21 protein-coding genes are annotated in these 21,501 nt (G+C 71.9%); 10 read left to right on the top strand and 11 right to left on the bottom strand.

The window, feature by feature from the left end; genetic code table 11:
* Window positions 1-130 precede the first annotated feature (130 nt).
* The gene (locus tag N7925_RS14565; RefSeq protein ID WP_265600044.1) at window positions 131-1,549 is read right to left on the bottom strand and encodes a PAS domain-containing protein; all 1,419 of its coding nucleotides are present in this window, start codon (window positions 1,547-1,549) and stop codon (window positions 131-133) included.
* Window positions 1,550-2,098: 549 nt separating this feature from the next.
* On the opposite strand from N7925_RS14565, the gene N7925_RS14570 reads away from it, so the two are divergent.
* Entirely contained in the window at window positions 2,099-3,589 is a 1,491-nt protein-coding gene (locus N7925_RS14570; protein ID WP_443032152.1) for a phytase, read from the top strand.
* 282 nt (window positions 3,590-3,871) lie between these two features.
* Here N7925_RS14570 and pdxH read toward each other — a convergent pair whose 3' ends face one another.
* A complete protein-coding gene (gene pdxH, locus N7925_RS14575) occupies window positions 3,872-4,513 on the bottom strand; it encodes a pyridoxamine 5'-phosphate oxidase (RefSeq protein WP_265603880.1) in 642 nt (213 codons plus the stop codon).
* 331 nt (window positions 4,514-4,844) lie between these two features.
* On the opposite strand from pdxH, the gene N7925_RS14580 reads away from it, so the two are divergent.
* A complete protein-coding gene (locus tag N7925_RS14580) occupies window positions 4,845-5,945 on the top strand; it encodes a citrate synthase 2 (protein WP_274344065.1) in 1,101 nt (366 codons plus the stop codon).
* Between the two features lie 155 nt (window positions 5,946-6,100).
* Window positions 6,101-6,610 carry a VOC family protein gene (locus tag N7925_RS14585; RefSeq protein WP_274344066.1) on the top strand — a complete coding sequence of 170 codons (510 nt, stop codon included), beginning with the start codon at window positions 6,101-6,103 and terminating at the stop codon, window positions 6,608-6,610.
* Here the strand turns inward: N7925_RS14585 and N7925_RS14590 are convergent.
* Both N7925_RS14590 and N7925_RS14595 read right to left on the bottom strand, forming a co-directional pair.
* A complete protein-coding gene (locus tag N7925_RS14590) occupies window positions 6,585-7,709 on the bottom strand; it encodes a sensor histidine kinase (RefSeq protein WP_274344067.1) in 1,125 nt (374 codons plus the stop codon). The genes N7925_RS14585 and N7925_RS14590 overlap by 26 nt on opposite strands.
* A 7-nt stretch (window positions 7,710-7,716) precedes the next feature.
* Window positions 7,717-7,914 carry a hypothetical protein gene (locus N7925_RS14595; RefSeq protein WP_274344068.1) on the bottom strand — a complete coding sequence of 66 codons (198 nt, stop codon included), beginning with the start codon at window positions 7,912-7,914 and terminating at the stop codon, window positions 7,717-7,719.
* Between the two features lie 123 nt (window positions 7,915-8,037).
* Here N7925_RS14595 and N7925_RS14600 point away from each other — a divergent pair, with 123 nt between their 5' ends.
* Window positions 8,038-8,376, top strand: a complete 339-nt coding sequence (locus N7925_RS14600) for a hypothetical protein (RefSeq protein ID WP_274344069.1) — start codon at window positions 8,038-8,040, stop codon at window positions 8,374-8,376.
* Window positions 8,373-8,969, top strand: coding sequence for a DM13 domain-containing protein (locus N7925_RS14605; RefSeq protein ID WP_274344070.1), 597 nt, complete (start codon window positions 8,373-8,375; stop codon window positions 8,967-8,969). The genes N7925_RS14600 and N7925_RS14605 overlap by 4 nt, the downstream gene beginning before the upstream one ends.
* 42 nt (window positions 8,970-9,011) lie before the next feature.
* Here the strand turns inward: N7925_RS14605 and N7925_RS14610 are convergent, their stop codons facing one another.
* The gene (locus tag N7925_RS14610; protein ID WP_274344071.1) at window positions 9,012-9,677 is read right to left on the bottom strand and encodes an SAM-dependent methyltransferase; all 666 of its coding nucleotides are present in this window, start codon (window positions 9,675-9,677) and stop codon (window positions 9,012-9,014) included.
* Window positions 9,678-9,795: 118 nt separating this feature from the next.
* Here N7925_RS14610 and N7925_RS14615 point away from each other — a divergent pair, with 118 nt between their 5' ends.
* Window positions 9,796-10,440 carry a helix-turn-helix domain-containing protein gene (locus N7925_RS14615; RefSeq protein WP_265600051.1) on the top strand — a complete coding sequence of 215 codons (645 nt, stop codon included), beginning with the start codon at window positions 9,796-9,798 and terminating at the stop codon, window positions 10,438-10,440.
* Window positions 10,441-10,783: 343 nt separating this feature from the next.
* Entirely contained in the window at window positions 10,784-11,950 is a 1,167-nt protein-coding gene (locus N7925_RS14620) for an alanine--tRNA ligase-related protein (protein ID WP_274344072.1), read from the top strand.
* Window positions 11,951-12,023: 73 nt separating this feature from the next.
* Here N7925_RS14620 and N7925_RS14625 read toward each other — a convergent pair whose 3' ends face one another.
* The 3 genes from N7925_RS14625 to N7925_RS14645 form a co-directional block, all read right to left on the bottom strand.
* Complete coding sequence (locus tag N7925_RS14625) at window positions 12,024-13,142, bottom strand: methyltransferase domain-containing protein (RefSeq protein WP_443032344.1); 1,119 nt, start codon at window positions 13,140-13,142, stop codon at window positions 12,024-12,026.
* Between the two features lie 922 nt (window positions 13,143-14,064).
* Window positions 14,065-14,907, bottom strand: a complete 843-nt coding sequence (locus tag N7925_RS14640; RefSeq protein ID WP_274344076.1) for a helix-turn-helix domain-containing protein — start codon at window positions 14,905-14,907, stop codon at window positions 14,065-14,067.
* Window positions 14,904-15,647, bottom strand: a complete 744-nt coding sequence (locus N7925_RS14645) for a DUF6879 family protein (RefSeq protein WP_265600057.1) — start codon at window positions 15,645-15,647, stop codon at window positions 14,904-14,906. Before N7925_RS14645 ends, N7925_RS14640 begins: the two co-directional genes overlap by 4 nt.
* Window positions 15,648-16,227: 580 nt before the next feature.
* On the opposite strand from N7925_RS14645, the gene N7925_RS14650 reads away from it, so the two are divergent.
* Both N7925_RS14650 and N7925_RS14655 read left to right on the top strand, forming a co-directional pair.
* The gene (locus N7925_RS14650) at window positions 16,228-17,406 is read left to right on the top strand and encodes a MarR family transcriptional regulator (RefSeq protein WP_274344077.1); all 1,179 of its coding nucleotides are present in this window, start codon (window positions 16,228-16,230) and stop codon (window positions 17,404-17,406) included.
* 38 nt (window positions 17,407-17,444) lie between these two features.
* The gene (locus tag N7925_RS14655) at window positions 17,445-17,750 is read left to right on the top strand and encodes a YrhB domain-containing protein (RefSeq protein ID WP_274344078.1); all 306 of its coding nucleotides are present in this window, start codon (window positions 17,445-17,447) and stop codon (window positions 17,748-17,750) included.
* Window positions 17,751-18,025: 275 nt separating this feature from the next.
* Here N7925_RS14655 and N7925_RS14660 read toward each other — a convergent pair whose 3' ends face one another.
* The 3 genes from N7925_RS14660 to N7925_RS14670 form a co-directional block, all read right to left on the bottom strand.
* Window positions 18,026-18,280 carry a DUF6332 family protein gene (locus tag N7925_RS14660; RefSeq protein ID WP_274344079.1) on the bottom strand — a complete coding sequence of 85 codons (255 nt, stop codon included), beginning with the start codon at window positions 18,278-18,280 and terminating at the stop codon, window positions 18,026-18,028.
* A gap of 89 nt (window positions 18,281-18,369) precedes the next feature.
* Window positions 18,370-18,960: a DinB family protein gene (locus N7925_RS14665; RefSeq protein ID WP_274344080.1), complete on the bottom strand. Its 591-nt coding sequence runs from the start codon at window positions 18,958-18,960 to the stop codon at window positions 18,370-18,372.
* A 145-nt stretch (window positions 18,961-19,105) separates the two neighbouring features.
* Window positions 19,106-20,089, bottom strand: a complete 984-nt coding sequence (locus N7925_RS14670) for an ArsR/SmtB family transcription factor (protein ID WP_274344081.1) — start codon at window positions 20,087-20,089, stop codon at window positions 19,106-19,108.
* Window positions 20,090-20,177: 88 nt separating this feature from the next.
* Here N7925_RS14670 and N7925_RS14675 point away from each other — a divergent pair, with 88 nt between their 5' ends.
* A complete protein-coding gene (locus N7925_RS14675; RefSeq protein ID WP_274344082.1) occupies window positions 20,178-21,467 on the top strand; it encodes an MFS transporter in 1,290 nt (429 codons plus the stop codon).
* The last annotated feature ends 34 nt before the right edge of the window (window positions 21,468-21,501 follow it).

Consider the following 21,501-nt stretch of genomic DNA (forward strand, 5'->3'; position numbering starts at 1 on the left):
CTCCGGGGCGGGTTGCCGGAAGCAGACAGCCAGCGGGCTCCCACCGCTGCCTGTTCCCGTGCCGGGTTCGCCGGTGGTCGAGCGGGACCGGCGGTGAAGCGCCTGCCGGAAGCGCGCGGCGAGAGCCCGCTTACGTTCCCGCCGTCACCTGGGCGAGGTCGACCGCTCCCGCGACCCGGGCCGCGACCGTCTCCGCGTACGCCGCGTCGGCACGTTCAAAGGCCGACCGGTTCGCCGCACGGAGGAACGTCAGCACGCCCAGCGTCCGGCCCCGGCTCCGGAGCACCGTGCAGAGCGCGTGCGCCGCGTCGCGGGGCCAGCGGCGTTCCGCGGCCCAGGCCTGCGCCGCGTCCCCGGCGCCCGCGCTCGTACGGACCGAGCCGGTGCGCTCGACCGACCGCAGGGCCGGGTGGCCGGGGCCGTAGCGGGCCGGGACGGAGCCGCCGGACACCGGGAGGCAGGGGCCGGGAGCGTCGTAGGGCGTGGCGGCCGTGCGCACCAGGCGCTCGCCCGCCACCAGGTCGACCAGGACATGGTCGGCGAACCCGGCGAGCGCGAAGTCCAGCAGGGCGGTCGCCGCCTCCATCGGGTCCTCGCACTCGGAGGCCGTACGGGCGGCGCGGTGCAGCTGGCTCGTCCGGAACCGCAGCCGGTCGGCCTCCTGCTCGGCGAGCTTCGCGGCGGTGACGTCCCGGAACAGCCACCCCACCCCGAGCGGGACCGGTGCCTCCGTCAGCGGCGAGGCCAGCCGCAGGAACCCGCTGCGCCAGCACCGGCGTCGTTCGCCCTCCGCGGCCCGCAGGGTCACCCACAGCTCGGCCGGGGCGGTCGGGGCGCCTTCGGCGAGCACATGGTGCAGGGCCGCCTCCAGCTCCTCGACGCCCTGGACCACCAGTTCGCCGAGCGGACGGCCGAGGAGAGCGGTGCGGCCCCCGCCGAGCGCGCGGGCCGCGTACGCGTTGACGACCGTCGGACGCAGGTCGACGTCGACGAGGACGACACCCCAGGACGCGTCCTCCAGCAGGGCCTCGCTCAGCGCGATGGCCCGCTCCAGGTCGATCTGGGCGTGCACCTCGCTGAACGCGCAGTAGACCCCGGCCGGCTTCCCGTCCGCGCCGCGCACCCCGGCGGACTGGGTCCGCACCAGCACCCGGCCGCCGTCCTTGCGCAGCAGCGCGAACTCGTGCACCTGCCGCCCCGGCGCGTCCATGGCCGACATCAGCCGCGCCCGCACCTCGTCCGCGTCGGCCCTGCGCACCGCCCAGCCCGCGAAGCCGGCACGTCCCACGGCCTCGGCCGCCGTCCAGCCGAGGACGCGTTCGGCCTCGCGGTTCCAGTGGGTGACCGTGCCGGCCGCGTCGAACGCGCAGAGCGCGGCGTCCATGCCGTCGAGCAACGCCGCCAGCAGTTCGGACCCGGGAGGCTCACCGGGGGTCCCGCCCTCGCCGTCCGGGGACCCGGGGTCGGCGGAGCCCCCGGGGGGCCCGCCGCCCGGATCCTCGTCCGGCCCGAGCTCGTCGGTGGCCCCTCTGCTGCTGAAAGCACCCACTCCGCACCCCCGCGACACGTGTCGGCCGTTCTCCCACGCGTCGCCGCGTGTATTGCTGCACGTCAGATCATTCAACTCGAACGTGACCCAGCACACATCAACTTCGCCGAAATCATTTCCCCCAGCGGTGGATTCCCGATCGCTTCTCATCGCTTTCGCGCCACACCGCGAACGCGGCCGGACCCCGTCGAGCCCGCCGGCGTGGGGAGTTCACCGGCGGCACGGCGGTGCGTGGTGACGACGTCACACGGAGTCCACCGGCCCCGCCCATCCTTGGGTCGCCTTCGCACACGCCTTCGCACACGTCTTCGTACACGTCGTCTTACACGTCTTCGCAGACCCCGGGTCGTCCTCGCATCGCCCCGGGTCGCCCCGGGCGTCGCGGGCGTCGCGGGTCGCCCCGGGCATCTCGGCACGCTGCGGCCCCGACCGCTCCCGGGCCGCAGCCCCACCCGCCCGCGCCACCCCGTCCGCACAGCCCGCCGGCTCAGCCTCTCCCGGCCGCTCCCGGCCCCGCTCCGCCGACCCTCGACCGCAAGGAGCTCCTCCGTGACGCCTTACCGCACCGCACGCCCGACGGCGACGGCGACGACGGCCCTCGCCGTCTGCGCCGCCCTCGCGACACTCGTCGCCGCCGCGCCCGCACCCGCCGCGCCCCTGGTGCCCACCACGCCCCTGGTGCCCACCACGCCCGTGGCGGGCACCACGCCCTTGGTCCCGGCCGCCCGGCAGGACGGCCCCGGGCCGCTCCCCGCCGTCACCCCGCGCGCCGAGACCGCCACGCTGTACGACGACGAGCAGGGCGGCAACGCCAACGCGGACGACCCCGCGATCTGGCGCAATCCCGTCGCCCCGGACGACAGCCTGGTGATCGCCACCGCCAAGGAGGGCGGGCTGCGGGTCTACGGTCTGGACGCCCGGCTGGTGCAGTCGCTCCCCGCGCCGGCCGCGCCCGGCCCCGACGACGCCCCGGGCCGCTTCAACAACGTCGACCTGGTGCACGGACTGCGCCTGTCCCCGGGCGGGGCGACGGACCTGGCCGTCACCTCGGACCGCGGCCACGACCGGCTCCGCATCCACCGCATCGACCCGTCCAGGCCGGGAGGCCCGCTGACCGACGTCACCGACCCGGCCGCGCCCCGGGTGTTCTCCGCCGACCAGGACGAGGTCAACGAGCAGGCGACGGCGTACGGCCTGGCCACCTGGACGGACCGCCGCAGCGGCCGTTCGTACGCCCTGGCCAGCCGGCGCAACCGCACCTCGGTCGCGCTGCTGGAACTGCTCCCGACCCGGTCCGGCACCGTGACGTACCGCAAGGTCCGGAGCCTCGACCTGCCCTCCGCATTCCGGCTGCCCGACGGCACGTCCTGGACGCCGTGCGGGGAACCGGGCGAGCTGCCCCAGGTCGAGGGGATGGTGGTCGACCCGGCCGACGGCACGCTCTACGCCGGCCAGGAGGACGTGGGTATCTGGCGGATGCCCGCCGACCTGCGGGGGAAGCCGGTGCTGGTCGACAAGGTCCGCGAGTACGGCGTGCCGGGGACGTACGACGAGGAGAGCGAGGAGTGCGCCCCCGGTGAGGACCCGGGCTTCGGCGGCAGCCGGATCTCGGCCGACGTGGAAGGGCTGACCCTGCTCCCCGAGCGCAACGGCGACCGGTATCTGCTGGCCTCCAGCCAGGGCGACGACACCTTCGCCGCGTACGCCCGTCGGACCGACCACGAGAAGGAGGCCGGTAGCGAGAACCGGACCGGGCGCGGGCACGGGGCCCTCCCCCGGTACGCGGGCGGCTTCCGCGTGACGGCGGCCTCGGCGACGCTCGACGGGTCCGAGGTCTGCGACGGCGCGGCGGTGCTGAACGCACCGCTCGGCAGCCGGTACCCCGGCGGCCTGCTCGTCGTCCAGGACGGCAGCGCCACCCCGGCGCAGGACGGACGGGAGGCCACCGGCTTCAAGTTCGTCGATCTGCGGAAGGTCCGGGGCGCTCTGGGCCTCACGGGCGCCGGGGGAAAGACCGGCTCGGAGAGAGTCACCGAATAAATCGGTTGAACCGCGAGCCGGGACGCTTTTAGGCTGTGGGCAGCGAAGAAAGGAGGTGTTCCGGAAGTGATTTCTTCTCGGACTCGTGAGGTGACTGCGGGCTGACGCCCGTCGTCGCGCTCTTTGCAGTGCATGGCCGGACGCCGGCCAATCCCTAGCAGTCACCGACCCGCAGGCTCGCCGGTAAGTCCGGCCGGCTCCTCTGTGCACGGAGGAACCAGAGCCTGCGGGTTTCTGCGTTCACCGGCCCCCGCTCACGGCTCACGGCTCACGGCGGCAGGGTCACGGGCAGAGCCGCTCCACGCGCCACTTTCCGGCGCCCGGCTCGTCGCCCTCCCTCACGTACCGCAGCCGGTCGTGCAGCCGGTTCTCGTGCCCCTGCCAGAACTCGATCGTCTCGGGCGCCACCCGGAAGCCGCCCCAGTGCGGCGGGACCGGGACCTTCTCGCCCTCCGGGTAGCGGGCGGCCAGCTCCTCGTACCGGCGGATCAGCTCCTCGCGGGAGCCGACGACGGTGGACTGGGCGCTGGCCCACGCGCCGAGCTGGGAGCCGTGCGGGCGGGTACGGAAGTAGCCCACGGTCTCCTCGCGGGAGGTGCGCAGGGCGGTGCCGGTGACGATGACCTGGCGGGCCATCGGGTGCCAGGGGAACAGCAGCGAGACGTACGGGTTGGCGGCCAGCTCGCGGCCCTTGCGGGAGTCGTAGTTCGTGAAGAAGACGAAGCCCCGCTCGTCGTACTGCTTGAGGAGCACCGTGCGCGAGGACGGGCGGCCGTCCGGGGCGGCGGTGGAGACGATCATCGCGTTGGGCTCGTGCAGCACGCCGCCGACGGCGACCTGACGGAACCAGCGGGCGAACTGGTCCATCGGATCGGGGCTGAGGTCGCGCTCGGTGAAGTCCTCCGAGCGGTACTGCTCGCGCATCGCCGCCGGATCGGTGGTGCAATCGTCGGGGAGGGGTCCCGAGGAATCTTCTCGTATGGGCACAGGCCCATCCTGCCGCAGCGGCAGAGTGTGCCCGGCGGGGAGGGCCCGTAACCACGCACCGCCGAAATGGGGTCCTGTGCCGGATGTCACGCTTCCCCGCTCCGTGGGAACCCGCCAATATCTTGGGGCAGGCCCCTGTGGTCTTCGCACAGCGGCGGCCTCCCGGGTACACGCACGCGCCTTCGGGTACATGCACACTCCGTACGCCACGGCCGCCGAACCGGGTCTGCCGCCCGCCCGCCGTCCGCCGAACTGAGGGAGCCGCCTGATGTCCGACTTCGTACCCGGTCTTGAGGGAGTCGTCGCATTCGAAACGGAGATCGCCGAACCGGACAAGGAAGGCGGTTCGCTCCGTTATCGCGGGGTCGACATCGAGGATCTCGTCGGCCATGTCTCGTTCGGAAACGTGTGGGGCCTGCTGGTGGACGGGGCGTTCGACCCCGGGCTGCCGCCCGCGGAGCCGTTCCCGCTCCCCGTGCACTCCGGTGACATCCGGGTCGACGTGCAGTCGGCGCTGGCGATGCTGGCCCCCGTCTGGGGTCTGAAGCCGCTGCTGGACATCGACGAGGCGACCGCCCGCGACGACCTGGCGCGGGCGGCCGTGATGGCGCTGTCCTACGTCGCCCAGTCGGCGCGCGGCCAGGGGCGGCCGATGGTGCCGCAGAGCGAGATCGACAAGGCGCAGTCGGTGGTGGAGCGGTTCATGATCCGCTGGCGCGGCGAGCCGGACCCGAAGCACGTGAAGGCGGTCGACGCGTACTGGACGTCGGCGGCCGAGCACGGCATGAACGCCTCGACGTTCACGGCCCGGGTCATCGCCTCGACGGGCGCGGACGTCGCAGCCGCCCTGTCCGGTGCGGTGGGCGCGATGTCGGGCCCGCTGCACGGCGGCGCCCCGTCCCGGGTCCTCGGCATGATCGAGGAGATCGAGCGTACGGGTGACGCGAGCGCGTACGTGAAGCAGGCCCTGGACCGGGGCGAACGCCTGATGGGCTTCGGCCACCGCGTCTACCGCGCCGAGGACCCCCGCGCCCGCGTCCTGCGCCGCACGGCCCGCGAGCTGGCCGCCCCGCGCTTCGAGGTGGCGGAGGCGCTGGAGAAGGCGGCGCTGGAGGAGCTGCACGCGCGGCGTCCGGACCGCGTCCTGGCGACGAACGTGGAGTTCTGGGCGGCGATCGTGCTGGACTTCGCGGAGGTCCCGGCGCCCATGTTCACGTCGATGTTCACCTGTGCCCGTACGGCGGGCTGGTCGGCGCACATCCTGGAGCAGAAGCGCACGGGCCGCCTGGTGCGCCCGTCGGCGACGTACATCGGCCCGGGAACGCGGGACCCGCGCGAGATCGAGGGGTACGACGACATCACGGGGTGAGAGGGGCGGGGGCGGACGCGGGGCTCGCGGCTGGTGAACGCGCGGGTACGGGGTAGACGTACCGGCGCACCCCGGGTACGGGGTACGCGTACCGGCACACCCCCGCACCCCCCGCGCATCTCGACCTCACCATCTCCCGAGCGAGGAGGCTCACCATGACCACCCCCCGACCGTCTCTGACCCTCTCCAGCACAGTGCTCGACGCCCCGGACGCGGCGGAGCTGGCGGACTTCTACCGCCGCCTCCTGGGGTGGGAGCCGGTGCAGGAGGAGCCGGGCTGGGTGAAGCTCCTCCCGCCCGGCGGCGGCTCCGGCCTGGGCTTCCAGACGGAGAAGGCGTACGTGCCTCCGGTCTGGCCCGCGTCCCCCGGCGACCAGCTGATGATGCTGCACCTGGACTTCGAGGTGACGGACCTGGAGGCAGGCGTGGCCCACGCGGTGGCGGAGGGCGCGACACCTGCGGAGTTCCAGCCGCAGCACGACGTACGGGTGCTGTTCGACCCGGTGGGCCATCCGTTCTGCCTGTTCGTCAACGACCCGGCCCCGGGCCAGACTCCGGCGATCAGCCCCGAGTGGGTGGCGGAACAGGCCCGGAACATCGGGGCGGAGGACCGGGTGGCGGAGCTTCCGGCGGCCACCCCTAAGCAGGTGCCGGAGGCAGGGTGAGAGGCAGGGTGACCTCGAAGCGGCAGCCGCCCATCACGTTGCGGACGGCGGCCCGGCCCTGGTGGGCTTCGACGATGCCCGCCACGATGGCCAGGCCGAGTCCCGCTCCCGCCGGCGGCGTACGGGCGTGGTTGCCGCGCCAGCCGGTGTCGAAGACGCGTGGCAGGTCCTCCTCGGGGATACCGCCGCAGCTGTCGGTGACGGACAGGACGACACCGTCGTCGGTGCGCCGCGCGGCCACCGCGACCGTGCCGTCGGAGGGCGTGCGGTGGATCGCGTTCACCAGGAGGTTGCCCAGAACGCGGCTCATCTCCTTGCTGTCGACCTCCACCGGCACACAGTCGACCGCCTCGCCGACCAGGCGCACTCCGTGCTCCCGGGCGAGCGGGTCGGCCCCGGCCATGGCGTCGGCGACCAGGTCGTAGACGGAGATCCGGGCGCGGCTCAGAGCGAGGGCGCCCGCGTGGATGCGGGACAGCTCGAAGAGGTCGCCGACCAGGGTGTCCAGGCGTTCGACCTCGGAGCGGATCTGGCGCAGATAGCGGTCGGGGTCGGCGGCCACACCGTCCTCCAGGGCCTCGGACATGGCGCGCAGACCCGCGAGCGGCGTACGCAGGTCGTGCGAGATCCAGGCCACCAGCTCTCGCCGTGATGCCTCCAGGGCGCGTTCACGGTCCCTCGACTCCGCCAGCTTGGCGCTGCTGGACTCCAACTCCGCGCTGAGCGCCATCAGTTCCGCGGTCGCCGCCCGTGCGGGCGCGGCGAAGCTGCCGCCGTCGCCGAACGAGCGGGCCGCCTCGGTCAGGGCCAGGCTGCGGGCGACCACCCAGCGGCCGAGCAGCAGCGCGGTGGCCAGGGAGACCACGGCGGCCATCGCCACGACGATCACGATCACGTTCAGGTCGTGCGGCGACAGGAACATCTCCCAGGCCACGGCCAGGGTTCCGAGCAGCATCGCGAGGACCGCGACGGCGGTGACGACCGTGAGTATGACCACGAGGGAACGGTGCCGCAGGAGCCGCAGCGCCAGGGCGCCCAGCAGACCGGCGACCGCGGCGCCCAAGAAGGCCAGCAGGGCGATGATGAGGATGTCCAGCATGGGTCCGTCAGCCTTCGGTCGTCGTGGAGTGACCCGGCCGGCCGGACCTGTGCCGCGCGGCGCACGCCGGGGCCGCCGGTCCGCCGTCGGCGCGGGGGACCTCGTCCACGGTGCGGCCCGGGTGCCCCGCGACGGCCCCGGCCACGGTCGGGCCGTCATCCACGAGGAGCACGCGAAGCCCTGCGTCCGGCGGTGGTGTCTGCATGGCCCCAGCCTCGCACCGCTCGGCGACGGCCGGGGCGTCCGGCCCTGCTCCAGCCGTCGACGTCCCGCTTCCGTAAGAACTTGAAGTCCCTTATGCCCGCTTCGCGTTCATAGAGTGGTGGCCATGCCCTTCACGGTGTCCAGCGACGCCGGCGCCCCCTGCCGCAGCGCCTCCCAGCAGTCCCCGCCCCCGCTCTCTTCCTCATCCCCGCCCTCTTCCTCGTCCGCGACTCCGCTGTCGGGGACGCCCGCCCCCGTCGCGTTACGGGCCGGGGACGAGGTGTTCCACTACCGCGAGGGCGACAACCCGGGAATCGTCGTCGGCGTACGCAGACCCTGGTGGGCCCTGTTCGGGCGCGTCTACTGGGTCCAGTGGCGCGCGGGCGTCCTTCCCGTACCGATGCACACCGGGTTACGGCTCGCACCCGACGACCGGCAGAGCCGAAGAGAGGCAACATCATGACTACGCACGATCAGCAGCACGCGGACGCTCCGAAGCGACGGCGATCGCGATCGCGCGGGCCGGTGCTCGCCGCCGCGCTGATCGCCGCCACGCTGGCCGTGAGCGTGGGTCTGTACTGGTTCCAGCCGTGGAAGCTGTGGCAGGACGAGACCGTACGCGAGGAACTGGCCGTCCCCACCGCCCCGTCGGAGACCGCGCCGCCTTCCCCCGGCGCCTCCCGGTCCACGGCGCCACCGGGACCGGAGACGCTGGCGACGGGTGAGCTGATCAGCCACGAACACCGCACGAGGGGCACGGTCAAGGTGGTCCGCCTGCCCGACGGCTCGCGCACGCTGCGCCTGGAGGGCCTGGACACCAGCAACGGCCCCGATCTGCACGTCTGGATCACCGACGCTCCGGTCAAGGAAGGCAGGGAGGGCTGGGGCGTGTTCGACGACGGAGCTTACGAGAGCCTCGGCAAGCTCAAGGGCAACAAGGGCGACCAGAACTACGCCCTGCCGGCCGGCATCGACCTCGACGAGTTCACCGGCGTGAGCATCTGGTGCGCCCGGTTCAGCGTCTCCTTCGGAGCGGCCGAACTCGCCCCTGCCTGACCCCGCTCCGGCGGACGTCCGCCTGCCACGCCCGAGGGCGGCTCAGTCCCGGGTATCGGCGCGTCGGACGGCGATGACGTTGTCGGTCACGGTCGCGGTCTCACCGCCGGGGCCGGTGGCGGTCCGCCGGGGCGCGTGGCACAGCTCGGTCCGCCATCCGTCGCCGAGCCGCAGCGACGCGAGTACGTCGTCGGGGGCGGGGAAGCGTACGTCCTGGTGGCCGTCCCGCCAGGACCAGGGGGCGAGCGAGGCGTGCTCGACCAGCACGAGCAGGCCGCCGGGGGCGACGGCCTCGGTGGCGCGCCGGAGCACCTGCTCGCGGGGGATCTCCACAGGGGTGTGGAAATAACTGGCGGTCACCAGGCCGAAGGTCCCGTCGGGGAAGGTCCGGGCCAGGTCGTGCCGGCTCGGGCGGACGCGGTCGGTCAGCCCGGCCGCGGCGGCTCCGGCGGCGACCCGGCCCAGGGCGGTGGACGAGACGTCGACGGCGGTGACGTCCCAGCCGAGCGAGGCGAGCCAGAGCGCGTCGCCGCCGTGCCCGCAGCCCAGGTCCAGCGCCCGTCCGCCGTCGCCCGGCGCGAGGGCCAGGGCGGTGACGGCCTCGGCGAGGACGGCGTTGGGGCGGGTGCCCCACTCCGCGTCGACGCCGGCGTAGTGGTTCTCCCAGAAGGCGGCGGAGTCGGTGACGCCGGTGGTGTCGCTGCCCATGGCTGTTCCCTTCATGCCCGTCGGGGCCGCTCCGGACGAGCCGCCCCGCTGGACAGAAAGGTGCGCCGCGGTCCGCCACGCTTGCAAGTTCCCATGCTGTTTCGGCAACCTGGCGGACATGGCAGCCGAAGAAGACGCGGTACGACAGACGCCCAAGGACACCGGCAACGCCAAGGACGGCGTCCTGGCGGCGGTAGGCCCCCGCCTCCGCGACCTGCGGCGCAGGCACGGGATGACCCTCGCCGAGCTGGCCGAGCGCACCGGGATCAACGAGAGCACCCTGTCCCGCCTGGAGGGCGGCACACGCAAGCCGACGCTGGAGTTGCTGCTGCCGCTGGCGGAGGTCCACGCGGTGCCGCTGGACGAACTGGTGGGCGCACCCCGCACGGGCGACCCGCGCATCCACCTCCGCCCGGTCACCCGCGACGGCCTCACCTACGTACCGCTCAGCCGCCCCGGCGGCGTCCAGGCCCACAAGCTGCTGATCCCGCCGGGCCCGGACACCGAGCCGACCCTGCGGACCCACGAGGGCTTCGAGTGGCTGTACGTGCTGGCCGGGCGGCTGCGGCTGATCCTGGGCGAACGGACGCTGGTCCTGAAGCCGGGCGAGGCCGCCGAGTTCGACACCCACGTGCCGCACTGGCTCGGCCCCGACGATGACCGGACCGTGGAACTCCTCGTCCTCTTCGGCCACCAGGGCGAGCGGGCCCACTTGAGGGCCCGCCAGGGGCCGGAGCGGGGGCCGGCCGAGGGCAGGGCTTGAGCCCCGCCGCCCGCCAACGTCAAGGGCACCGGCACGGGCACCGGCAGCCACCCGGCGCGGGCACCGGCACCGGCCCACCCGTCGGCAGCCACCCGCCGCCCCGCTGAATTCACGTGCCCCGGTGGCCGGGGCGAGCTAGGCTCGGCCGCATGAACGTCACCGGCCTCAACACCACCGCGACCGCGCGAGCGACCAGCTCGCCGGTTGCCGCCGCCTGACCTTCACTCCCCCCGGCGACCGGAAACGGTCCGTCGGCAGTGCCGTGGCGCCTCTGGCCCCGGCCGGGTGACCGAACGGTCCCGTTCTCCGGCGCCTTCCCGCTGCACGCGAAGGAGCCACCCCCATGCGTACGGACCAGCTGGTCAGCACGTTCGTCGAGTACTACGAAGAGCGCGGCCACCGCCGCATCACCGGCTCGACCCTGCTGCCGCCCGACGGCGACCCCGTGCTCTTCACCACCTCCGGCATGCACCCGCTCACGCCCTACCTGGAGGGCCGCCCCCACCCGCTGGGCCGGCGACTGGTGAACGTACAGCGCTGCCTGCGCACCACGGACCTGGACGAGGTCGGGGACGCCACACATCTGACGGTCTTCGAGATGCTCGGCACCTGGTCGCTGGGCGACTACGGGGGCCCGCTCAGTCTCGACTGGGGGTACGGGCTGCTCACCGAGGGCCTGGGCGTCGATCCCGGTCTGCTGCACGCCACCGCCTTCGCCGGTGACGACCGGACCGGTCCGGACACCGCCTCCGTCGACCTGTGGCAGGGCCTCGGCGTCCCCGTGGAACTCACCGTGGAGGACAACTGGTGGCCCAACGGATCGGCCGGCCCCTGCGGCCCCGACTCGGAGATCTTCCTGTGGACCGGCGAAGGCCCGCCGCAGTCGACGCCCACCCGCGACGACCGCTGGGTCGAGGTGTGGAACCACGTCACGATGACCCACCGCCGCCTCGGCGACGGCTCCCTCGTCCCGCTCCCCCAGCGCAACGTCGACACCGGCCTCGGCCTGGAACGGCTGGCCTCCCTGCTCCAGGGCGAGTCGTCCGTCTTCGCCTGCGACGTCTTCGCCCCCTGGCGCCACCTGGTGCCCGCCCTGTGGCCGCTGGACGAACCGTCACTGCGCCTGGTCGGCGACCACCTTCGCTCGGCCGTCGTGGTGCTCGGCGACGGTGTACGCCCGGCCAACTCGGGGCGTGGCTACGTGCTGCGTCGCTTGGTACGACGGGTACTCACCGTGCTGTGGCGCGACGATCCCTCGCGCAGCGTCGGGGACCTGCCGGAGGAACTGGTCGAGCACACCCTGGACCACTTCCGGCAGGACCTGCGCCCGGGCGACGTGCTCCGGATGCTGCTCGAGGAGGAGCACCGGTTCCGCGGGCTCCTGGAGCGCGGCCGAAGGGTGCTCGCCAGGCCCCGGTTCCAAGGCCCGCTGACCGAGGAGGACTTCCACTACCTCCACGACACCCATGGACTGCCCCGCGAGCTGGTCCTGAGCCTGCGCGAGGAGTGAGGACGTCAAGCGGATCGCCCGACCCCGGCGACGAGCGGCCCGGCTTTGCGCACGGCTGGGCCCGACGCACAGGTCACGCCCTGCTGGGCCGGACAACTTCGCCGGGGTCCCGGAGCCATACCTGCTGGCCCCGGTCGGTCACGGTCAGCCCGAACTGTTCGGCGTCGGGTCGCCCTGCCGACTCGTACTCCCACCAGACCTGCTCGATCTCCTCCCACAGGAACCCGGGCCCGTACTGCCACACCTCCTCCCCCGAGGCGGCCGTCGCAGCGCCTCCGTCCTCCCGGGTCACCCAGACCCGCGCCCCGTCGACGGTCTCCTGGTGGATGAGCCGCACGCCGGGCAGCCGGGCCCCCGCATACAGGGCGAATCCGAGATCGAGGAGCCGGGCGGGGTCCAGACCAGCGGCACGGGCCCGACCCTTGCCCCGCACCTCGTGGAGGTCAGGCACGCGATGGGCTCGCATCGGCATGTACGTGGCCCCGCCGCAGAACGGCCCCACCGCCGTGCCGTCGCCCTGAACGCGAAGTTGGACCAGCGCCCCGGACCAGAACTCCCGGGCGAGCGGAACCACGAGGACCCCACCGGGCCGGACCTGGCGGAGCAGCGCGTACGGGACATACCGCAACGCGCAGGTAGCGATCAGCCGATCCACGGGTCCCAAACCGGGCCACGGCTCCTCACCATCGCCGACCCGCAGGTGCGGACGATACCCGGCCTGCGCCAAGGCGTCGGCCGCCTGCCGGGCCACCACCGGGTCCAGCTCGACACTGTGGACCAGATCGTCACCGAGCCGCTCGCACAGCAACGCCGCGACATACCCGGTGCCAGTGCCGATCTCCAGCACACGCTGCCCGTCGACGACTTCGAGGAGCGTGAGCATCCGGGCGACCATCGAGGGCATCGAGTTAGACGACGTAGCGAGGCCGGGTCCGCCCTCGCCCCCGTCGTCGAGCTGGGTAATGACCGGCTCGTCGCTGTTCACCAACGCCAGCCACGCATCCGCCCCCACGACCGGCTCACACCGATCGGGCAACTGCCGCCACACAACCTCCGGAACGAACCGGCTACGCGGAACAGCCTCGAACACCCGCCGCCACCGGCCGGTCAGCAACCCACGATCGGCCAACTCCTGCACCAGAGACGGGTAGGTGGGTGCCTGGTGTGCGGCGCTCACCACTGCGGGAAGCACTGAGGGCGACTGCCGTCCGGAGTCGGCTTCGGCTCCTGGGGCGGCGTCCACGGCTTGTCCGAGGGCGGCCCACCGTGTTTACCGGCATCGGCCGATACGGGGGTAGTGATCATTGTCCATCTCCTCTGTTCTTCGGAACACTTCTATTGGCGGGGCGGTGGTGCAGCCGGTAGATGCCGTACGGCGGGAAGACGTCGACGCGGCGCGGACAGCCACTCTCCGCGCACGCCCGGCACAGCAGCTCCCGGCCGTGAGCGGTGTGCCGGGCGGCGGTCACCGAGGAACGCCAACACGCCTCACACGTACGCGCATCCGCAGCCGACAGGCTGACGCTCATCCGGCCTCCCGGAGAGCGGTGGCCGCCGCATGGCACGGACAGACACAATCAGGCCGCAGGCAGAGGGCGTGCACGTCGGCCAGACCCGTCACCAAGGCACTGCGGCAAGCAACGCCGTACGGACCATCCGCGCCCGCCGACAACCCGTCCAGGTCAACACCCGCCCCCTGAGGTACATCAGCGGCCGTGATCGGGTCCCCCCGCCACAACAGCGTCACCTCATGCTCCGGGCAGTAAGCACCCGACTCGTCCTCGATCGACGACCCGTGCGCCTCCCCCTTCACGTAGCACCTCATGCGCTTCGCGCCTCCCGCCAGGCACGGGCAAGGTCGACAGCGGTGGTGCAGGCGGTTCCGGCAAGGCAAGCGATGCAGGTCGTGGTGTGGTCAAGAAGTATCCGGTATGCAGCTTGGGGCTTGGGGGAGGGCATGGTCAGCGCGCTCATGGCACTTCCTTCGGGCCGGTGTGGACAGGAGCTGCACGCATCCGCGTGGCCATGACCGGCACGTTAGAGAGCTGAGGACAAGATGCGCTGGGTGATTGCGTCTGGTTGCGAATTCCCCTGTGCGCATTGGACACGGTTGGCTAATCGGGCTCCAACGACGCCCGTGCACGACCGATCAAACGGCGTGCCTGCGGCCCCTGGACCGCGGCTTCGGCCATAAGATCCCACGCCCGCTCATACAGGCCGACGTTCTCCTCGTCGTCGAGCCACATCTCGGTGTTGATCGTCTCGACGATCACACGACGGCGGTCATAGATCCAAAACCCGTGGCCCGGCGCACGTTTCAGTTGCACTCCGAGTGGAAGCACGCGGATCTCGACGGTGTCCAGACCAATCAGCCCGATGAGCCGGTCCAGTTGTGCGGCCATAACTTCGCGGGGGCACGTCAGTACGTACAGTGCCGCCTCCCACACCACGAACCGGAAGTGTTTGCCGGCCTCGTACAACGCCTCCTGGCGGCGCATGCGCGCCCGGACTGCTGCCTCGACGTCTCTGGGGATTCTGCGGAATTCGGCGTTCGCCTCGAACGCGTGCCGGGCGTAGTCCGCAGTTTGGAACAGTCCCGGAATGCGGGACACCTCCATACCCCGGATGAGCTGCGTAGCCATCGTCTCGGTGACAGCCAGCTCCTGGCGCGCCCGATGACCACCGGCGAGTTGCCGTCGCCACGACCGGTACTGCGATTCCAGTCCGACGAGCCGCGCCCGCAACTCGGTCGCGACACCAGGCCGCCCCACCGCCCGGGCCCACTCCAAGAGGTCACTCGCGGTGGGGGTCTGCTTTCCTGTCTCCAGGCGCGACACCTTCGAGCGTTGCCAGCCGAGCGCCTCGGCCACGCCCTTGCCGTTGAGGCCGGCCTCGCTGCGTAGCTCGCGGAGTCGCGCTCCGAGGGCGACGCGGGCGGTTTGGAAGTCGGTGCTCACCCGGTCGAAGCTACTGCCTTCGCGAAGTCCGCAGTGCGCGTCGCGTGGTGCCAGGCCGCGTCTCGCGCCTGGCACGCGAGAGCGACTTCGGCTGGGTCCTCGCTGAGTACGACGCCGAGGGTGGTGTCGTCCTCAGCGAAGACGAACCGGGCGATCAGGCGGGAGTCGAACAGCCAGAAGTCGTGGCCGGGCAGGCCAAGTCGGGCTGCCTGGGTGCGTGGCAGGTTGCGGATGTCCTCACCAGCTGCCACGTTGCCCTGGCCACTGGCAAGAAGAAACTGCTGCCCTTCGGTCAGAGGCTGGTCAACGAGCCGGACCCGCTCGAACCTCTTCCCCTGAGTCGTCTGCGCCCGGACGTTCTCGCGCCATGCGTTGTCCGGCTCAGCGGAGATGTCCTCGCCGCTCTTCCACTGTCCCCACTTCGGACTGTTGCGGTCGGAGGCGTATCCGTGTCGGGTTTCCAGTCGGAACGCGGTGTGCCTGAATTCGCGGAACAGCGGGGCGACCTCGGAGAACGGCACCATCTCAGGATCGGTAGTGCGTGGGGCGAAGCGGACCAGGAGGTCACGTGGCACGAGTACGACTGTCTCGCTGTCTTTCACATCGCGGAGCTGCGCCAGGTGTTCGGGGTCGGTAACCCGGTCACCCTGGACAAGGATGTCGGTGGTGCCCTCGACCTCGTACAGAGTGGGGCAGTCTCCCTCGTCGCTGGTGGTACCGAGAAACCTGAGAAGCGTCATAGTGGCCTCCGTCTACGCTGGGTGGGAATCCAGGATGCAGCGGATGGCGCGAGACCGAGGACAGATTGCGCGGAATTGCAGATTCTTATCAAGGCAGCGCAGTCGCGTACAACTGGCCATAGGTGAGCACTCGATGAGCCTGTAGAGGGACTCACGTACGTCACGGTGCGGATCCGACTCGTCATAGCGCTGGGGCTGTCTGGCGGTGATCGGACGAGCGCGTCCCGAAGCTCGGGTCCCGAGCCCTGAGCTTCGGGCTTCGAGCTTCGGGACGGTCGGGTCACTCTTCCGGGGGTACGTGAGCGGGGCCCCGGCCCGACGCTCGGGTGCCAAGACTCGGGCTTCGGGATGCGGGACCCGGGATTCGAGCGCCTTCTTTAACCGGTAGGTAGAAGAAGGAGGTTGGGAAATCCTCCCCTACCTCCCTACCCCGTCACGGTCAGCAAGTATGACTAATCGTGACAGCTTGCGGCACAGCGTCACGACTGCTTACGGTGCGAGAACCAAACGACCCCGACCGGTGTAGCAAGCACCAGGCCGGGGTCTCACCACAAGATCGATAACCCAGAAAGCCGATCCCATGGCTACCCAGCACACTAGCTCCGCCCTGCCCGCCCCCGCACTCTCCGCCGCGTACCCGATGGCCAAGCCCGGCTACGGCAAACGCTCCGCGCCGGACCAACACCCGCGTACGCGCAATGACTTCGCTCACCTGCCGACCCGCGAGCGCTACGTCGCCGGGTTCATCGACCACCTCCCCGAGGGCGCGGCGATGAGCGTGAAGACCCTGGCCAAACAGCTCCCGCTCTACGGCCAACAGGCCGTCTCCACCTCCCTGACCGACCTCTCCGTCACCGGCCACCTGCGGCGCGTCCGATGCCCCGTCGGCGCGGGCGACGAGACCCGCTGGGTCTTCCGCACCTTCTGGTCCCGCACCGCACGCGACAACGAGTGGTGGAACACCTACCTCGCCACCGAGCAGGCCGCCCTGGCCGCACGCCCCGCGCCCGGAGTGACGGCCTCATCCACCGCCGCCTCTCCGCCTCCCTGGGTCCCGGCCGAGGACCCGCCCCCGCCCGCGCTGCCGGACAGGCCCCAAGGAGAAGCCACCCAGGAATCGCCGGAGCCATCTCACGCGGACGCCGCCCAGGGGCCCGCAGAGCCTGCGGAGACCCCGGCCCCCACCTCCGTACCGCACCAGCGCACACCGGCCGACCCCCCGGACACGGCACCCGCGCCGGGCCCGGCCCGGAGCCCGGCTCCGGCGACGGGCCCGACGGCTCCGACCGCCGCACCCCACTCCCCTGCCTACCTCGCCCTGGCCCGACTCGGCCGCACGGACCAACGCCTGGCGTTGTCCGCCGACGACTGCGCCGCCTTGGAGGCGGGGGCTGCGGCCTGGTTCGCCCGGGGTGTGGACGCGGACTACCTGACCGCCGCCCTCGCCGCAGGGCTTCCCGAGCGCGTCGACTCCCCGGTCGGCTTCGTCCGCCGCCGACTCGCCGACAAGATCCCGCCCCGGCTGCCTGACGAGCGGGCCCTGCCCGACGCGCCCGCCCACCGCGTCCTGGTGGAGTGCACCGACTGCGGCGCCCCCGGCCGCCCCGAGGCCCTCCCCGACGGGCTCTGCCGCCCCTGCCGCGCCGCCCACCGCCCCGGGGCGGGCGCTTCCCCGGTAGGGACCGCCGAGGCAGCGGCCGGCGCCCGCGACATCGGGGCATACGTCGCCGTCCTCCGTGACATGCTCAGAGCCCCTTGACCTTGAGCATGTCCCAGAGAGGGAAAGGAACTTCCTGGATGGTAACCAAAGACGAAGCAGTGCGAAGTGCCCAAACATTCCTCCAGCAGGTCGTATACCCGGACCGAGCGGACTCCATCGTGATGCGCCCGGATACTGCTATTGAATTCACCTACGGCTGGACCGTCCGCTTCGATTTCAAGGAGCACCTGGAAACAAGCGATCCCTCGTACGCGCCGTTCACTTCCGTGGTCGTTGTTCCGCACGACGGGTCCGCAGCCGACTTCGCTCCCACCTCCATGCCGGCCGCGGAGTACATGGCCCTCCATGCCTCGGGCAACTGGCCGTCCAGGAAGGGGCAGTAGCCTGCTCCGCCCCGACCAACAGGCCGCAGCCTGGCTCGCCCGCACCTACCGCGGGCTCGCTGGCTGGTCAACGGGGTCACCACAGCGACCGGAGTACTGCTCCTCGACGGCTCGTCCGAGGAACCCGTGTCGTTCGACCCGACCGTCGTCCACGCGTTGCACGTGACCCGGTACCGCTGAGGCCGTAGCCGCTCCAGGTGGAGCCGGCCCGCTCCACCTGCCGCTGTCCGAGGCCCTCCCCGACAAGCTCTGCCGCCCTGCGTCGAGCAGTGCCGTCAGTGGCCTTTGCGGCGCTCTGCGTCGAAGCGACACAGAATCCCTACCAGACGCCACACGCCGACCGCCCCTCCGACCAGGGCTCCCCCCGTCCGTACACCTGTGGACGCCGCATCGGAGAGGTCAAAGACGAGAGTGAGGGTCAGCGCGACGGCGAAGACCGCCGCGGCAAGGGCAGCGGCGGTCACCAGGGCAAAGGCGATCTCCACCGTCATCGCATCCTTCTCCCACCGCGACTCGCGCCCCCTGTCCATGCCGGAAGTCTCGCAGCACGGTCAAGCCCCGGCACCCGGTTCATACGGCGTTTGGCCCCCACCGGCCGGGGCGCCGCTTCCCAGGGGGATCACATCTCAGCCTTGAGCAGTGCCGCCGTCCTGGCGGTCCGCTCGATCTTCGCGCAGTAGGCCGCCCGGGCTGCCTCGTCGATCTGCTGCTCGTGCTCGGCACGTAGGCCGGTCCGGCCGTCGATGCGCTCGCGCAGGATGTCGGCGTGCCCGGCATGCCGGTTGGTCTCGCCGAGGACATGGACCATGACGGCGAAGAGGTTCGTGTTGGTGTGAGGCTGCGGCCACCACGGCACGTGGCCGGGGGCGTCGAGGGGAAGCTCGTTGATCGTCGCGTCCGAGTGTTCCCACGTACGCCGGCAGAACCCGACGATCTGATCGCGGGTCTCGTCCTCGGCCGCCCACTGATCGCTGCCGTCGGAGTCCTGCCACCGGGGCAACGGTTCCGGGGAAGGGCGGCCGAAGACCTCGCCGAAGTACCTGGCCTCGACGGTAGCCACGTGTTTGACCAGGCCGAGGAGGTTGGTCCCGGTCGCTGTCAGAGGTCGGCGGGCGTCGTATGCGGACAGGCCGTCGAGCTTCCAGAGCAGCGCCTCGCGGTCCCGCCGCAGTCTCCTGTGCAGGTTGTCCTTCGCGAATCCATCGATCATGGGGCGCGAGCCTGCCACCGGCTGCTCGCGGTTTCAAGATTCCGTACGTGGCCCGCAGACGACTGGCAGAGCCGAGGCCGGGCCATAGCCACCGCCCTGACCTGCTTCGAGAAGCTCGCCCGAAAGGCGGTGTCTGTCTGAGCCCTCAGCCCGATCCGGCGACCAGTGCCTCGCCGAGTGGGGTACGCCGGTAGAGCACCGACCGGCCGGACCGCGCGCGGACCAGCAGCCCCGCGTTCCGCAGGACGGCGAGGTGGTCGCCAACCGCGCCGGGTGCCATGGCGAGGCTTCGGGCGAGGTGGCTGGTACTGGCCGGGGCGTCCAGCGCCGACAGCAGCCGGGCTCGGGCCCGGCCGACCAGGGCGGTCAGGGCGTCCGGTCGGGGGGCGGCCTCCTGTTCGCCCCACAGGGCGGCGGTGCCGCGGGCGCGATAGATCAAGGTCCGGGGCCAGGGGTCTTCCGTGTGGGCGGCGATATTCCTGACGAAGACCGAAGGGATCAGCAGGAGTCCGTCGCCGACGAGGCGGACCACTCCGACTCGGGGGAAGTGGCCGACCTCCATGCCGCCGGCTTGCCAGGTGATGCTCGCATGCAGGCTCTCGATGGTCGTGGCCCATCCGTGATCGCCGATCACCCCCACCCGGTGCACGACGTCGCGCTCACAGATCGCGCGCAGTTGCGGCCAGTCCGGGGCGAGCAGTTCGTGCCACGCCCGGTCCATCGCCTCGGCAATCCTGGAGACGGCGTCCGGTGAGTCCAGCACCGCACGTACGCGGGGATCACGGGCGGAGGGGCCGGTCGCGTTGGCGGCGCATTCGCGGCGGGCCGCTTCCGGCGGTGTGGCCCGGATCCTGGCCAGGTCGTCCGCCCAGGTCTGGTTGAGGCCGCGCGGGGGCGGAGCGACGAAGTTCGGTCCGCCTTGCGGGGTGAACAGGGTAAGGGCGGCGTCCAGTTCGCTCTCTCGGCGAAGCCGTTCAAAGGCCGGCAGGAGCCGGGCGGCCCAGGCTCGCGGCAGCGGCCCGCCCCGGCCGCCCGCGAGCGAGCCCAGCAGGAAGCACAGATCCATCGCGGGCGACAGTGCGAAGCGGCTGCGCAGCAGGTCCTCGACGGAGACTTCGAAGCGCAGCACCCTGCCACGCTACCGCGGGACGTGGCTCCGATTCGTCCAGCGACGAATCATTGGTGAGTGACGTGGGCACAGGGTGAGGCTGCGCGTCATGACCCCAACCGCCGAGCCCGCGCAGGGCAACCACCGTGCCACCTACCGGGAGGTACTGGCCGAGCCGCGATTCCGACTGCTCTTCTCCACCCGCGCCGTCGCGATCACGGCGGACGCGCTGCGGATCACCACGTTCTCGGTTCTGGTCTTCTCGTCCACCGGCTCCGCGCTGCTCAGCGCAGTGGCCTTCGGCATCGGCTTCATCCCGCAGCTGTTCGGTTCACTGTTGCTGGGCTCACTGGCCGACCGGCTGCCGCCCCGCGCGCTCATCACCGGCGGCTACGCCTTGACGTGCGCCACCGCCCTGCTGCTCGCCCTGGTGCGGATGCCGGTCGCGGCAAGCCTCGGTGTGGTGGCGCTGGTCTCACTCGCCACACCGGTGTTTCACGGCGCGTCGAGTCGGCTGGTCGCTCAGTCGCTGGAGGGTGACGCCTACGTGCTGGGCCGTTCGCTGAACAACATCGCCGGCGCCGGCGCGCAGTTGTTCGGCCTGGCGCTGGGAGGTGCGGCCGTCGCGGTACTCGGGCCACGCGGGGCGCTCGCGGTCAGTGCCGTCCTCTACCTCGGCTGCGCGCTCGCTGTCCGCATCCGGCTCCCTCGGCTGCTGCCGGGGGAGTTCGGCGGCACACCCGGCAGCGGCGGGGACGATGGCGGGGCGGATGGCCGGGCCGATGGCGGGGCGGATGGCGGGGCCGTCCGTGCAAGCTTCCATGGTGCGGGCCTACTGCTGCGCGGACGCACGGTGCGACGACTGATGCTGGCCCAGTGGCTGCCCGTCGCGCTCGTGGCGGGCGCGGAAGGCCTCATCGTCGCCTACGCGGGCGAACGCCGCTTCGCGCCCGGCTGGTACGCGGTGCTGATGGGCTGTCTACCGGTCGGCATGCTCGTCGGGGACCTGCTGGTGGGTCGGCTGCTGCGGCCCCGCGCCCGGGAGCGACTGGTAGTCCCGTTGGTCGCGCTGGCCGGGCTGCCTCTGATCGGCTTCGCCGCCGAGCCCGGGGTGGGCGTCTCGTCCTGTCTGCTGCTGCTCAGCGGCCTCGGATACGCCTACGGTCTCGGCCTGCAACGCCCGTTCCTGGACGCCCTGCCTCAGGACGGTCAGGGCCAGGCCTTCGGGTTGCTCGGCTCCGGCAGCATGACGTTGCAGGGCGTCGGACCGGTCTGCTTGGGCGCGGTGGCCGCGGGCATGGGGACAGGCGGCGCCATCGCCCTGGCGGGCGGCGCGGTGATGCTTACCGCCGGCTGGATCCTCACCTGGCAACCGCCCACCTCGACGACGTGGCGCTGACGTGGTCGGCGGGTGTTCCCGGCACCGGGGCCCG

The sequence above is a fragment of the Streptomyces sp. CA-278952 genome (genome assembly GCF_028747205.1).
GTDB lineage: Bacteria > Actinomycetota > Actinomycetes > Streptomycetales > Streptomycetaceae > Streptomyces.

What these genes read in the sequence shown, in the direction of transcription:
- pdxH (WP_265603880.1), bottom strand. Translation starts at nt 4,513, where the DNA reads ATGCGCGAGCAGTACCGCTCGGAGGACTTCACCGAGCGCGACCTCAGC.
- N7925_RS14580 (WP_274344065.1), top strand. Translation starts at nt 4,845, where the DNA reads ATGTCCGACTTCGTACCCGGTCTTGAGGGAGTCGTCGCATTCGAAACG.
- N7925_RS14585 (WP_274344066.1), top strand. Translation starts at nt 6,101, where the DNA reads ATGACCACCCCCCGACCGTCTCTGACCCTCTCCAGCACAGTGCTCGAC.
- N7925_RS14590 (WP_274344067.1), bottom strand. Translation starts at nt 7,709, where the DNA reads ATGCTGGACATCCTCATCATCGCCCTGCTGGCCTTCTTGGGCGCCGCG.
- N7925_RS14595 (WP_274344068.1), bottom strand. Translation starts at nt 7,914, where the DNA reads ATGCAGACACCACCGCCGGACGCAGGGCTTCGCGTGCTCCTCGTGGAT.
- N7925_RS14600 (WP_274344069.1), top strand. Translation starts at nt 8,038, where the DNA reads ATGCCCTTCACGGTGTCCAGCGACGCCGGCGCCCCCTGCCGCAGCGCC.
- N7925_RS14605 (WP_274344070.1), top strand. Translation starts at nt 8,373, where the DNA reads ATGACTACGCACGATCAGCAGCACGCGGACGCTCCGAAGCGACGGCGA.
- N7925_RS14610 (WP_274344071.1), bottom strand. Translation starts at nt 9,677, where the DNA reads ATGGGCAGCGACACCACCGGCGTCACCGACTCCGCCGCCTTCTGGGAG.
- N7925_RS14615 (WP_265600051.1), top strand. Translation starts at nt 9,796, where the DNA reads ATGGCAGCCGAAGAAGACGCGGTACGACAGACGCCCAAGGACACCGGC.
- N7925_RS14620 (WP_274344072.1), top strand. Translation starts at nt 10,784, where the DNA reads ATGCGTACGGACCAGCTGGTCAGCACGTTCGTCGAGTACTACGAAGAG.
- N7925_RS14645 (WP_265600057.1), bottom strand. Translation starts at nt 15,647, where the DNA reads ATGACGCTTCTCAGGTTTCTCGGTACCACCAGCGACGAGGGAGACTGC.
- N7925_RS14650 (WP_274344077.1), top strand. Translation starts at nt 16,228, where the DNA reads ATGGCTACCCAGCACACTAGCTCCGCCCTGCCCGCCCCCGCACTCTCC.
- N7925_RS14655 (WP_274344078.1), top strand. Translation starts at nt 17,445, where the DNA reads ATGGTAACCAAAGACGAAGCAGTGCGAAGTGCCCAAACATTCCTCCAG.
- N7925_RS14660 (WP_274344079.1), bottom strand. Translation starts at nt 18,280, where the DNA reads ATGGACAGGGGGCGCGAGTCGCGGTGGGAGAAGGATGCGATGACGGTG.
- N7925_RS14665 (WP_274344080.1), bottom strand. Translation starts at nt 18,960, where the DNA reads ATGATCGATGGATTCGCGAAGGACAACCTGCACAGGAGACTGCGGCGG.
- N7925_RS14675 (WP_274344082.1), top strand. Translation starts at nt 20,178, where the DNA reads ATGACCCCAACCGCCGAGCCCGCGCAGGGCAACCACCGTGCCACCTAC.